At 51.9% G+C, this 12,782-nt stretch carries 10 protein-coding genes, 4 tRNA genes and 1 pseudogene; 5 read left to right on the top strand and 10 right to left on the bottom strand.

Going from position 1 to position 12,782, the window contains the following annotated elements; translation table 11 throughout:
* Nucleotides 1–31: 31 nt before the first annotated feature.
* The 5 genes and pseudogenes from proX (at nt 32) to emrB (ending at nt 6,257) form a co-directional block, all read left to right on the top strand.
* Nucleotides 32–1,027 (top strand): glycine betaine/L-proline ABC transporter substrate-binding protein ProX, encoded by a 996-nt coding sequence (gene proX, locus ACQ29O_RS17905; protein ID WP_001216622.1) that lies wholly within the window; start codon nt 32–34, stop codon nt 1,025–1,027.
* 164 nt (nt 1,028–1,191) lie between these two features.
* The gene (locus tag ACQ29O_RS17910; protein WP_000165758.1) at nt 1,192–2,376 is read left to right on the top strand and encodes an MFS transporter; all 1,185 of its coding nucleotides are present in this window, start codon (nt 1,192–1,194) and stop codon (nt 2,374–2,376) included.
* Between the two features lie 496 nt (nt 2,377–2,872).
* Nucleotides 2,873–3,403 (top strand): transcriptional repressor MprA, encoded by a 531-nt coding sequence (gene mprA / locus ACQ29O_RS17915; RefSeq protein ID WP_000378431.1) that lies wholly within the window; start codon nt 2,873–2,875, stop codon nt 3,401–3,403.
* A gap of 126 nt (nt 3,404–3,529) precedes the next feature.
* Nucleotides 3,530–4,702: a multidrug efflux MFS transporter periplasmic adaptor subunit EmrA gene (emrA, locus tag ACQ29O_RS17920; protein ID WP_001275606.1), complete on the top strand. Its 1,173-nt coding sequence runs from the start codon at nt 3,530–3,532 to the stop codon at nt 4,700–4,702.
* A 16-nt stretch (nt 4,703–4,718) separates the two neighbouring features.
* Nucleotides 4,719–6,257 (top strand): annotated as a pseudogene (gene emrB, locus ACQ29O_RS17925) (multidrug efflux MFS transporter permease subunit EmrB).
* Nucleotides 6,258–6,305: 48 nt separating this feature from the next.
* Here emrB and ACQ29O_RS17930 read toward each other — a convergent pair.
* From ACQ29O_RS17930 to csrA, 10 genes are all read right to left on the bottom strand, one after another.
* Nucleotides 6,306–7,676, bottom strand: coding sequence for a carbohydrate porin (locus ACQ29O_RS17930; RefSeq protein WP_000645138.1), 1,371 nt, complete (start codon nt 7,674–7,676; stop codon nt 6,306–6,308).
* Between the two features lie 346 nt (nt 7,677–8,022).
* Nucleotides 8,023–8,538, bottom strand: a complete 516-nt coding sequence (gene luxS / locus ACQ29O_RS17935) for an S-ribosylhomocysteine lyase (RefSeq protein WP_001130194.1) — start codon at nt 8,536–8,538, stop codon at nt 8,023–8,025.
* Between the two features lie 149 nt (nt 8,539–8,687).
* Nucleotides 8,688–10,244, bottom strand: a complete 1,557-nt coding sequence (gene gshA, locus ACQ29O_RS17940) for a glutamate--cysteine ligase (protein WP_000611821.1) — start codon at nt 10,242–10,244, stop codon at nt 8,688–8,690.
* A gap of 76 nt (nt 10,245–10,320) precedes the next feature.
* Complete coding sequence (locus tag ACQ29O_RS17945; protein WP_001279499.1) at nt 10,321–10,746, bottom strand: YqaA family protein; 426 nt, start codon at nt 10,744–10,746, stop codon at nt 10,321–10,323.
* On the bottom strand, nt 10,743–11,309 hold the full coding sequence (yqaB, locus tag ACQ29O_RS17950; protein WP_000271293.1) for a fructose-1-phosphate/6-phosphogluconate phosphatase: 567 nt from the start codon (nt 11,307–11,309) through the stop codon (nt 10,743–10,745). The genes ACQ29O_RS17945 and yqaB overlap by 4 nt, the downstream gene beginning before the upstream one ends.
* Before the next feature lie 236 nt (nt 11,310–11,545).
* A tRNA-Arg gene (locus tag ACQ29O_RS17955) sits at nt 11,546–11,622 on the bottom strand.
* Nucleotides 11,623–11,815: 193 nt separating this feature from the next.
* Nucleotides 11,816–11,892, bottom strand: a tRNA-Arg gene (locus ACQ29O_RS17960).
* Between the two features lie 62 nt (nt 11,893–11,954).
* Nucleotides 11,955–12,031: transfer RNA gene (locus ACQ29O_RS17965), tRNA-Arg, on the bottom strand.
* Between the two features lie 3 nt (nt 12,032–12,034).
* Nucleotides 12,035–12,127: transfer RNA gene (locus ACQ29O_RS17970), tRNA-Ser, on the bottom strand.
* A 303-nt stretch (nt 12,128–12,430) separates the two neighbouring features.
* A complete protein-coding gene (csrA, locus tag ACQ29O_RS17975) occupies nt 12,431–12,616 on the bottom strand; it encodes a carbon storage regulator CsrA (RefSeq protein ID WP_000906486.1) in 186 nt (61 codons plus the stop codon).
* Nucleotides 12,617–12,782: the final 166 nt, after the last annotated feature.

Below are 12,782 nucleotides of genomic sequence, written 5' to 3' on the forward strand. Positions count from 1 at the left end.
ACAACTCCCTACCATAATTAAAGGAACAACGATGCGACATACCGTGATATTTGCCTCAGCGTTTGCCACCCTTGTCACCGCCAGCGCTTTCGCTGCCGACCTGCCTGGCAAAGGCATTACCGTCCAACCTATCCAAAGCACGATTTCTGAAGAGACCTTCCAGACGTTACTGGTCAGTCGGGCGCTGGAAAAGTTGGGTTATACCGTAAATAAGCCGAGTGAAGTCGATTACAACGTAGGCTATACCTCCATCGCCTCTGGCGATGCGACGTTTACCGCCGTGAACTGGCAGCCGCTGCATGATGATATGTATGCCGCAGCAGGCGGAGACAACAAGTTTTACCGCGAGGGCGTCTTCGTCTCCGGCGCTGCGCAGGGCTATCTGATCGATAAAAAAACCGCCGAGCAGTACAACATCACCAATATCGCTCAGCTAAAAGATCCGAAAATCGCCAAAATCTTCGATACCAATGGCGACGGAAAAGCGGACATGATGGGCTGCTCGCCGGGCTGGGGCTGCGAAGCCGTGATCAATCATCAGAATAAAGCGTTTGATCTGCAAAAAACCGTTGAGGTCAGCCACGGTAACTATGCGGCGATGATGGCTGATACCATTACCCGTTTTAAAGAAGGCAAGCCGGTGCTGTATTACACCTGGACCCCGTACTGGGTGAGCGACGTAATGAAGCCGGGTAAAGATGTCGTCTGGCTACAGGTGCCGTTCTCCTCTCTGCCGGGCGAACAGAAAAATATTGATACTAAACTGCCGAACGGCGCGAACTATGGGTTCCCGGTTAATACCATGCATATTGTCGCCAATAAGGCATGGGCGGAGAAAAACCCGGCGGCGGCGAAACTGTTCGCCATCATGAAGCTGCCGCTGGCGGATATCAACGCGCAGAACGCCATGATGCATGCCGGTAAATCGTCTGAAGCCGATGTTCAGGGCCACGTGGACGGCTGGATCAACGCCCACCAGCAGCAGTTTGACGGCTGGGTGAAAGAAGCGCTGGCCGCGCAGAAATAAGATCGTTTTTTATGCCGGATAAAGCGCAGTTCATGCGCCGCTATCCGGCCTATTCAATCTCTCCTCAAAGCGCACGATTCATCACGTCACCGTTCCCCTTTATTCATCAACATCCGCTATGATTGTTTTCCCAGGAAATAATTATCTGAATCACGATTGCCATAATGACGAAACCCACTCATGAGCTTAGCCCGGCGCTGATCGTTTTAATGTCTGTGGCCACGGGTCTGGCGGTCGCCAGCAACTACTATGCCCAGCCGCTGCTTGATACCATCGCGCATCACTTTTCGCTTTCCGCCAGCTCCGCAGGGTTTATCGTTACCGCCGCGCAGTTGGGCTATGCCGCTGGCCTGTTGTTTCTGGTGCCGCTCGGCGACATGTTTGAACGCCGAACGCTGATTGTCTCCATGACGTTGCTGGCGGCTGGCGGAATGCTGATCACCGCCAGCAGTCAGTCGCTTAGCATGATGATACTCGGAACGGCCTTAACCGGACTGTTCTCCGTGGTGGCGCAGATTCTGGTTCCGCTGGCCGCCACGCTTGCGACGCCCGCCACCCGCGGTAAAGTGGTCGGCACCATTATGAGCGGCCTGTTGCTGGGGATCCTGCTGGCGCGAACGGTCGCCGGACTGCTGGCAAACCTCGGCGGTTGGCGCACCGTATTTTGGGTAGCGTCGGCGCTGATGGCGCTGATGGCCGTCGCGTTGTGGCGCGGACTGCCAAAGCTCAAATCCGACACCCATCTTAACTACCCGCAGCTGTTGGGTTCTGTATTCAGCCTGTTTATTCACGATAAGCTGCTGCGTACCCGCGCGCTGCTGGGCTGTCTGACCTTTGCTAATTTCAGCATCCTCTGGACGTCAATGGCCTTTTTGCTCGCCGCGCCGCCGTTTAGCTATTCCGAGGGGATGATTGGCCTGTTTGGCCTGGCGGGGGCCGCCGGCGCTTTAGGCGCGCGTCCGGCTGGCGGATTTGCCGATAAAGGTAAATCTCACCTCACCACCACGTTCGGCTTACTGCTGCTGTTACTCTCCTGGCTGGCTATCTGGCTTGGGCATACCTCGGTACTGGCGCTGATTATTGGCATTCTGGTACTGGACCTCACCGTTCAGGGGGTACATATCACCAATCAGACGGTCATCTATCGTTTGCATCCGGATGCGCGTAACCGGCTCACCGCCGGCTATATGACCAGCTACTTTATCGGTGGCGCCGCGGGGTCGCTGATTTCCGCCTCCGCCTGGCAACATGCCGGCTGGGCCGGCGTTTGTCTGGCGGGTGTCACGGTAGCCTTACTTAATTTACTGGTCTGGTGGCGAGGTTTTCACCGACAGGAAGCCGTAAATTAAGCGGATAGTGAGCGTTTACCTTTGTTTAAGCTCCTTAGGGTGTTAAGGAGCTCCCCAGTCTGTTAAGGTTATGCTATTCATTTATCATGGTTATTTTTATACCGGTGAAGAATAATATAATTCTATGGAAAGCCCTGCATCCCCATCTGCTCCCAGGCCAATAGCGCCCGTTCAAGGATTCGAAGGTCGTTCACCGATAGCTATCCGTGATATTCCGGTGGCTTTTGCATCGGGTTGTAAGGCCGTTTACCCGGCTTTCGCCCCTCCCGCTTATCGTTCTCTCCTGATTTTTTCATGCAGGCACTCACGCTTTTCTCGTCATTCCTGGATTTGCCGCAGGCGGCGCTTTACCGGGCCCAATGTTCCCGCTGGCGTCTCAGTCTGCGTATCATTGGTTGCTTTATAGCCTGAAAGAATGATTTTGTATTAATAATACATTTACTTTATTTGTCACTGTCGTTACTATATCGGCTGAAATTAATGAGGTCATTCCCAAATGGATAGTTCGTTTACGCCCATTGAACAAATGCTAAAATTTCGCGCCAGCCGTCACGAAGACTTTCCTTATCAGGAAATTCTTTTGACTCGTCTTTGTATGCACATGCAAGGCAAGCTCCTGGAAAACCGCAATAAAATGCTGAAGGCTCAAGGGATTAACGAGACGTTGTTTATGGCGTTGATTACGCTGGAGTCTCAGGAAAACCACAGTATTCAGCCGTCTGAATTAAGCTGCGCGCTGGGTTCATCTCGCACCAATGCGACACGCATTGCAGATGAGCTGGAAAAACGCGGCTGGATTGAGCGTCGTGAGAGCGATAACGACCGCCGTTGCCTGCATCTGCAATTAACGGAGAAAGGCCAGGCATTTTTGCAAGAAGTGCTTCCGCCTCAGCATCATTGTCTGCATCAACTCTGGTCATCACTTAGCACAGCCGAAAAAGATCAACTTGAGCACATCACTCGTAAACTCCTGACGCGTCTTGATCAAATGGAGCAGGAAGGCACTGTTCTTGAGGCGCTGCGCTAAAGCGCCGACCCGCTCAAAAATCCAGATTAATAACAGGAAAGCGGACAGGCCGGCACGCATTACTGCTGGCCTTTCTGACAACAGGTCGGCTCAGCCGATGTGAATAATAAGATCGTGGAGAACAACATGAGCGCAAATGCGGAGATCCAAACCCCGCAGCAACCGGCTAAGAAGAAAGGCAAACGCAAAACAGCGCTGCTACTTCTTACCTTGCTCTTTGTTATTATTGCCGTGGCATATGGAATTTATTGGTTTTTAGTATTGCGTCATATTGAAGAGACAGATGATGCTTACGTGGCAGGGAACCAGGTTCAAATCATGGCGCAGGTGTCAGGCAGCGTGACGAAAGTCTGGGCTGATAACACCGACTTTGTAAAAGAGGGCGATGTTCTGGTCACGCTCGATCAGACTGACGCCAAACAAGCGTTTGAAAGAGCCAAAACGGCGCTGGCCTCCAGCGTGCGCCAAACGCACCAGTTGATGATTAACAGTAAGCAGTTGCAGGCGAATATCGACGTGCAAAAAACCGCCCTGGCGCAAGCGCAGAGCGACCTTAACCGTCGTGTGCCGCTGGGTAATGCCAATCTTATTGGCCGGGAAGAGCTGCAACACGCCCGCGATGCCGTCGCCAGCGCGCAGGCACAGCTGGATGTCGCCATTCAACAGTACAATGCCAACCAGGCAATGATACTCAACAGTAATCTGGAAGATCAGCCTGCGGTTCAACAAGCGGCGACCGAAGTGCGTAACGCCTGGCTGGCGCTGGAGCGTACTCGCATCGTCAGCCCAATGACTGGTTATGTCTCCCGCCGCGCCGTCCAGCCTGGCGCGCAAATCAGCCCCACCACGCCGCTGATGGCCGTGGTGCCTGCAACCGATCTGTGGGTGGACGCTAACTTTAAAGAAACCCAATTAGCGAATATGCGCATTGGGCAGCCAGTGACGGTGATTACTGATATTTATGGCGACGACGTAAAATACACCGGTAAAGTCGTCGGTCTGGATATGGGGACAGGCAGCGCCTTCTCCCTGCTGCCCGCGCAAAATGCGACGGGTAACTGGATTAAAGTGGTTCAACGTCTGCCGGTACGCGTCGAACTGGACGCCCGCCAGTTAGAACAACATCCGCTGCGCATTGGTTTATCGACGCTGGTCACCGTGGATACCGCTAATCGCGACGGTCAGGTACTGGCCAGCCAGGTACGAACGACGCCGGTTGCCGAAAGTAACGCACGCGAAATTAATCTCGCGCCGGTCAATAAACTGATCGACGACATCGTACAGGCTAACGCGGGTTAATCCTGAGGTGCGTGTGATGCAACAGCAAAAACCGCTGGAGGGCGCGCAGCTCGTCATCATGACGATCGCGCTGTCGCTGGCGACATTCATGCAGGTGCTGGACTCCACCATTGCCAACGTGGCGATTCCGACCATCGCCGGGAACCTGGGTTCTTCCCTAAGCCAGGGGACATGGGTTATCACCTCTTTCGGGGTGGCGAACGCTATCTCGATTCCCTTAACCGGCTGGCTGGCGAAACGTTTTGGCGAAGTCAAACTGTTCATGTGGTCGACGGTCGCCTTTGCCGCGGCCTCCTGGGCCTGTGGCGTATCCAGCAGCCTGAATATGCTTATCTTCTTCCGCGTGGTGCAGGGCGTGGTCGCCGGGCCGCTGATTCCGCTCTCGCAAAGCCTGTTGCTGAATAACTACCCGCCTGCAAAGCGCTCCATTGCGCTGGCGCTCTGGTCAATGACCGTCATTGTCGCGCCGATTTGCGGCCCGATTCTGGGGGGCTACATCAGTGATAATTACCACTGGGGATGGATTTTCTTCATCAACGTGCCGATTGGCATCGCCGTCGTCCTGATGACGTTACACACGCTGCGCGGACGTGAAACGCATACCGAACGGCGACGTATTGACGCCGTCGGGCTGGCGTTACTGGTGATTGGCATCGGCAGCCTGCAAATTATGCTCGATCGCGGTAAAGAGCTGGACTGGTTCTCCTCACAGGAAATTATCATCCTGACCGTGGTCGCCGTCATCGCCATCAGTTTCCTGATCGTCTGGGAACTGACCGACGATCACCCTATCGTCGATCTTTCTCTTTTTAAATCGCGTAACTTCACGATTGGCTACTTGTGCATCAGCCTTGCCTATATGCTCTATTTCGGCGCCATTGTTCTACTGCCGCAGCTTTTGCAAGAGGTGTACGGCTATACCGCAACGTGGGCAGGTCTGGCGTCGGCGCCAGTCGGCATTATTCCGGTAATTTTGTCGCCGATTATCGGACGCTTCGCGCATAAACTGGATATGCGCAGGCTGGTCACGTTCAGCTTCATTATGTACGCCGTCTGTTTTTACTGGCGCGCCTGGACGTTCGAACCGGGTATGGATTTCGGCGCTTCCGCATGGCCGCAGTTTATTCAGGGATTTGCCGTCGCCTGCTTCTTTATGCCGCTGACCACCATTACGCTCTCCGGGTTACCGCCATAACGGCTGGCGGCGGCATCAAGCCTGTCGAACTTCACGCGAACGCTGGCGGGCTCCATCGGCACCTCGATTACCACCACTATGTGGACCGATCGTGAGTCGCTACACCATGCTCAGCTCACGGAGTCGGTTACGGCGTATAATCCAAACGCTCAGGCTATGTACGATAAACTGGAAGGCTTAGGGATGACGCACCAACAGGCGTCAGGCTGGATAGCCCAGCAAATCACGAATCAGGGGCTGATTATTTCCGCCAACGAAATCTTCTGGATGTCGGCGGGGATCTTCCTGGTGCTGCTCGGCCTGGTGTGGTTCGCCAAACCGCCCTTCGGTGCGGGCGGCGGCGGTGGCGGCGCGCACTAACTATCTGATAAAAGGGATCTGCGGATCCCTTTTTTAGTAAACCAACAATCAAAAGAAATATTTGAATCTCAGACGCCCGCCGTAACGCGCATCTTCACTGTTATCGCCATTATTCGGATTGGCCTCTACCCATGAAGCATAGGCACCGAGGTAGATGTTAAAGTTTTTCATATCCATCACGTTGGGGAATAAATATGAGGCATGAATAGTGTGAATATCATAATTGCCGGGATCGGTGATCCAACAATCGTCCTCACAAACGGCATCGATATTGGTATCATTGAAGGCTTCGATTTTGTTATGCGCATAGATATAACCCAGTTCAAATCGATGCCACAGCGCATTCACCCCAGCGGTAAAATCTGTCTCATCGGTCGCATCCATATAGGCGGTATTCAGGTTAATCACTGCGCCATCTTCCGGGTCAGTTTTTTGACCATTCCAGGTCATGGTAAAACCATAGCCCGTACGATCTGACTGATCGATCCACTTCCCATTCTCATAATAGCCATAGGCGTTGTTAACGACGTTACTTTCCATCGCTATCGCCGTTGAAAAACGCCCGTTTTGCCAGGCGATAACCGGACGGACGTAAGCCACGTTTTTATCGTTGGTTAAATCCATTCCGTGGTACTGCTTCTCTGTATATAACGTACTGCCATTTTCCAGCAATGTGTTAACTTCGAAATACCAGTTGTCGATGGTTTTGCTCAGCAGGAAGTTACCCCCACTGTCGCTACGTCCCCGTCCTTCTTTCATCATATAGATATAGCCGTAACCGTCACTGTAAAGATCGTTCGCTGTATTCCCCGAATATTCAATAAACGTATCCTGATTCAGCGGGAACATATCGTAGGCTTCAAAACGACCAACCTTAATTTTCCAGTCATTCTCACGACCAAAGAAGAAAACGGCATCATCAAGGTTCATTTTTCCGGTCAGGTCCGCCAGAGGCTGTACAGAGAATCCGGCAAAATTACCGTTGTCCAGCCGCTGGTAGCCATCAAAGCCCAGCAACAAGCGCCCGTTAATATCCCAGCGTTCATTGGTTCCTGATGCCCAATCTTTATTCGCTGACGTTCTCATCGAGGTCAGGCTACCGGAACGGCTTGCCGCATCCATATTAAATTCGACATCGCCATAGAACTTAATATCGCTGAATCCGGATAAGGTCAGCTTCGGCGGCGTTTTATCTGCTGCAATGGGCTCGGCGGACTGGACATTCACCGTCGGCGTAGCGGCGACCTGCTGCTGTTTCAACGAGCGAATTTGCGCCTCGGCATCGGATGCCCGTTTTTCAGCATTAACAACACGTTGCTCCAGTTCAGCCAGACGCTGCTCAATAGTGATATTATTCGCTGCCCAAAGGTTATGAGAAAAGCAAGCACCGATCATCAGCGCCAAATATTTAGCCTTCATTTTTTATCCCTTAAGTTTGATGTATACCAGATAAGATTTGCTAAAAACCCCATCGACCGGCTATTAGTAGAGTCTTGTTATTACCTGGATATCTGGCTCATTCCATTATGTTTTTCTATTAATTATTTATGATTTTTAGTTTATGTGATCAATACACTCTGGCATCGTGAGTTATCCGCCTTTTCTGTTTACCAGATCACATTTTATTATTTAACAGGCCAGGCATTACTTAATTTAAAATGTATTCTTGCCGCAAATATAATAAATACAAATTATATTAAGCAATAAAAAACCCCCGGTCATAAACCGGGGTTAATTTAAATACTGGAACCGCTCACCAATAAGACTAAATATGCAATTCCTGCAGTTTTTCTTTCGGCAGCGCCAGCTCTTTATTGCTGTTCACGCGCACATCACGCTCCAGAATATGACGGGCAATGTCCTGCGCTTCACTGAGCGAGTGCATCTGATACGTACCGCACTGGTAAACGTTCAGCTCCGGAATCTGGTTTTGATCCTGCACTTTCAGCACATCCGCCATCGCCGCTTTCCACGCGTCGGCAACACGCTGCTCGTCCGGCGTGCCAATCAGGCTCATGTAGAAACCGGTACGGCAGCCCATCGGCGAGATATCGATAATCTCAACGCCGTTACCGTTGAGGTGGTCGCGCATAAAGCCAGCAAACAGATGCTCAAGCGTATGAATCCCTTTTTCCGGCATCACTTCTTTGTTCGGAATGCAAAAACGCAGATCAAACACGGTGATTGCGTCGCCATGCGGGGTGTTCATCGTTTTTGCAACCCGGACCGCCGGCGCTTGCATCCGGGTATGATCGACTGCGAAGCTATCTAATAATGGCATTTAGTCACCTCCGATAATTTTTTAAAAATAAACTGAACTCTTTGTTCCGGGGCGAGTCTGAGTATATGAAAGACGCGCATTTGTTATCATCATCCCTGTTTTCAGCGATGAAATTTTGGCCACTCCGTGAGTGGCCTTTTTCTTTTGGGTCAGGCGTGTTTTGCAAGCCACGCGGCAAACGGCTCGGTATCCGCCGCCTCAATCTCCTGCTGACGACGTACTGAAGCGTCACGTTCAGCAATAAACTCTTCTTCCTGTAAAATCTCCAGCGGCTCTTCGCGTAACAGATTACGGTAAGCCTCACCGAACGCTTTCCCGGTGCCGCCAATGCCTTCATCAATCATAGACCGTAAGATTCGGGCGGAGAATGTCAGCTCAGGATTATCAAAGCAGGCGACCAACTCGTCACACACCTTTTGATACTCCTCTCCCCCGTGGATACTGTCCAGCGTTTGCGCCACGCGTTTCAGATCGCGGAAGAGATCTTTCCCTACTTTGGGCAGCGGGAACTGCGCAGTTTCACAGCCAATGCCTAACGTCAGGCCCGGCTTACGCCCTTCCAGAATAACGCGATTCCAGTTAGTACGCGTACATAACAGCTCATCGCTACTCATTTCCGGCGCATCGGCCAATACGCACCAGACCATAAACAGATCGAGGAAGCGCACCTGTTGCTCGTCTACGCCGATCGGTGAGAACGGGTTAATATCGAGAGAACGAACTTCAATATACTCAATACCACCACGCAGAAGCGCGTCAGAAGGCGATTCGCCGCTGCGCGTCACGCGCTTGGGACGAATGGGCGCGTACAGCTCATTTTCAATTTGCAGAACGTTGCTGTTAATCTGTAGCCGCTTACCGTCTTTTTCCACACCAATCCGCGCGTACTCCTCGGAAGGGGTTTTAATCGCCCGCTTCAGACCTGCAACGTATTCATGCAAATCGTTAAACGTAATTCCGAGATTGCTTTGCGACTTATTGGTATAGCCCAAATCACTCAAACGCAGCGACGTCGCATACGGCAGGTAGTACATGCCGCAGTCCGTTTTTTCAAACGGTAATGTGGTTGGCTTCCCTTGCAGGAAAGAGGAACAAATGGCCGGAGACGCGCCAAACAGATAGGGGATGACCCAGCCAAAACGGTAATAGTTGCGAATCAGACGAAAATAGCCGGCAGAAATTTTTTCTTTTGCCGCTTCGCCTTCCGTAACGCCGCATTTCGCCTGCCAGAACGCCATCGGTAATGAAAAATTGTAATGTACGCCGGAGATGGTTTGCATCAAGGCGCCATAACGATTTTTCAGCCCTTCGCGATAGAGCGTCTTAAAGCGCCCGGTATTGGATGTGCCGTACTGCGCCAGCTCTATGTCCTGCCCTTCCGCAATATAGCAGGGCATACTTAATGGCCACATCCGCTCATCGCCCAGTTTCCTGGCCGTATACCGATGGAGATCGCGCATAAAGGTGAGCATATGCTGGATATCGCCATCGACTGGCGTAATAAACTCCAGTAGGGCTTCCGCAAAATCCGTGGTAATCCATTTATGGGTCAGCGCTGAACCTAACGCTTCAGGATGACCTGTTGTCGCCAGCGTGCCATCAGCATTGACACGCAGCGTTTCGCGCTCTAACCCGCGCTGTATCCCCTTTAACGCCTGAGGATGTTTTTCCAGCCAGGCCAGAGCCTGTGATACGTCCGGGATCAAATTGACCTCCCGCCTGTCCAAATCGTTTTAATAAGCATAACTGTAATGGCGGCCATACATGCCAAACCTACAATTATTACCACCACATCATGCCCTGAACCGTCGCCGCTGCGAGCGCAACATAGCGCAGCGCCTTACCAAGACACAAAAAAAAGATCGTCCGCCCCCACGGGATGCGCATCCATCCCGCTAACAGGCACAACAAATCACCGATGACCGGCATCCAGCTTAATAATAGTGTGGCTGCGCCATAACGCTTTAGCCAGCCAGTCGCTTTTTCCTGCCAGCGCGACGTTTTGCGCAGCGGAAAGAAACGCCCAAGAATAACGTTAGTTACCCCTCCAAGGCTATTACCCATTGTTGCTGTTAAGACTAAGACCCAGGGATGACTGACGCCGGAGACCAGCATAGCAACCAAAACCACCTCAGAATTACCGGGTAACAGCGTCGCGCTGAGAAAACTACTGGCAAACAGAGACAGGAGCGACAGTCCGTCACTCACAATAGTCGGACATCCACGGCATCCATTCCCGCCGCCCGCGCCGCCTGTAAACCAAAATCGGCATATTCAAATACCACGCACTGCGTCGGCATGATGCCCATCCGCTGGGCGCACAGTAGGAAGGTGTCAGGCGCGGGTTTGTGATGCTGTACGTGATCTGCCGCCACAACCGCATCAAAATAACGACGCAGCCCCAGATGCGCTAACAAGGCTTCCGCGATAGCGCTTTCGCTACCGGTACCGACCGACATGGGACGCCGCCCATGCCACGCTTTGACCACCTCAACCAGCGGCAGCGGTTCTACGCAGTCCAGCAGGATGCTTTTTACCGCGTCGGTTTTCTCACGCGCCAGTGACAGGGGATCAAGATCGGCATGGTTAAGCTCAATGATTGACTGGGCGATAAGCCAGGTTGGCGAACCGTTAAGCGCGACCATTGCCTGTTCATCAAAACGAAGACCATAGCGCCCCAAAACCTCACGCCACGCTTTGCGATGCGTGGGTTCGGTATCCAGGAGAGTACCGTCCATATCAAAAATCAAACCAGCATAACGTGCGTACATCGTGTTCTCGCAAACCGAATAACCAGACAGTACTTTATCGCAATTGGTTGATTTTGTCGCTAATAGAGATGAAGAGGTGTATTCAGGATAAGGGGAAAAGCGATTGCAGGGCAGTAACGTATCCGGGAGGATTATTCGCCTTATGGGCCGTTGCTGACGCAACGTTATCCTTCCTGGTGCCAGCGGTGATTATAACTATCTTATCTGCATCTTCATCGCTGAAAGTACGGAGAATATGGTGCATCCGGGAGGATTCGAACCTCCGACCGCTCGGTTCGTAGCCGAGTACTCTATCCAGCTGAGCTACGGATGCATTGGAAATGATGTTTACTACAAGATTTGATGTCGCATTTACTGCCACACTAAATAAGATGGTGCATCCGGGAGGATTACTCGCCTTACGGCTCGCCCTTCGGGCCGTTGCTAACGCAACGTTATCCTTCCTGGTGCCAGCGGTGATTACCGCTATCTTATCCGTATCTTCATCACTGAAAGTACGGAGAATATGGTGCATCCGGGAGGATTCGAACCTCCGACCGCTCGGTTCGTAGCCGAGTACTCTATCCAGCTGAGCTACGGATGCATCGGAAAACTTGCTTTACTGCCGATATTGATACCGCGGTGAAAGCCGTATCAAGTAAGAGATGGTGCATCCGGGAGGATTCGAACCTCCGACCGCTCGGTTCGTAGCCGAGTACTCTATCCAGCTGAGCTACGGATGCAAATGGCGGTGAGGCGGGGATTCGAACCCCGGATGCAGCTTTTGACCGCATACTCCCTTAGCAGGGGAGCGCCTTCAGCCTCTCGGCCACCTCACCACACGCCTCTTACGAGTGCTTCGAAGAACTTGTTCTGCTCATCATCGCTGCGTGGCGCACATATTACTTTCTGGGACTTATAAGTCAAACAATTTTTCCAGAGCTTTTATCGTTTGCACACTTCACGCTCAATTAGTCTGTAAAAAAGCCAAAAAGAGTGTTTTATCAACAGATAATTTGATGACACGCTGGCCGCCAAAAGCGCACCATATCAACAGTGAGGTTGAAAAAAGTCATGAAAGGACAACGCGGGCGAGCGAGAAGAGAGGCTGCGTCTCACCCGAAAAGTGAGACGCGAAAACCTTAGTAACTGGACTGCTGGGATTTTTCAGCCTGGATACGCTGGTAGATCTCTTCACGATGGACAGAAACTTCTTTCGGGGCGTTCACGCCAATACGCACCTGGTTGCCCTTCACCCCTAAAACTGTCACGGTGACCTCATCGCCAATCATGAGGGTCTCACCAACTCGACGAGTCAGAATCAGCATTCTTTGCTCCTTGAAAGATTAAAAGAGTCGGGTCTCTCTGTATCCCGGCATTATCCATCATATAACGCCAAAAAGTAAGCGATGACAAACACCTTAGGTGTAAGCAGTCATGGCATTACATTCTGTTAAACCTAAGTTTAGCCGATATACAAAACTTCAACCTGAC

The organism is Salmonella sp. GDC200615, assembly GCF_050574145.1.
Classification (GTDB): domain Bacteria; phylum Pseudomonadota; class Gammaproteobacteria; order Enterobacterales; family Enterobacteriaceae; genus Salmonella; species Salmonella enterica.

Coding starts and splice junctions, on each gene's coding strand:
- mprA (WP_000378431.1), top strand. CDS start 2,873: ATGGATAGTTCGTTTACGCCCATTGAACAAATGCTAAAATTTCGCGCC.
- ACQ29O_RS17910 (WP_000165758.1), top strand. CDS start 1,192: ATGACGAAACCCACTCATGAGCTTAGCCCGGCGCTGATCGTTTTAATG.
- ACQ29O_RS17930 (WP_000645138.1), bottom strand. CDS start 7,676: ATGAAGGCTAAATATTTGGCGCTGATGATCGGTGCTTGCTTTTCTCAT.
- luxS (WP_001130194.1), bottom strand. CDS start 8,538: ATGCCATTATTAGATAGCTTCGCAGTCGATCATACCCGGATGCAAGCG.
- yqaB (WP_000271293.1), bottom strand. CDS start 11,309: ATGTACGCACGTTATGCTGGTTTGATTTTTGATATGGACGGTACTCTC.
- emrA (WP_001275606.1), top strand. CDS start 3,530: ATGAGCGCAAATGCGGAGATCCAAACCCCGCAGCAACCGGCTAAGAAG.
- proX (WP_001216622.1), top strand. CDS start 32: ATGCGACATACCGTGATATTTGCCTCAGCGTTTGCCACCCTTGTCACC.
- csrA (WP_000906486.1), bottom strand. CDS start 12,616: ATGCTGATTCTGACTCGTCGAGTTGGTGAGACCCTCATGATTGGCGAT.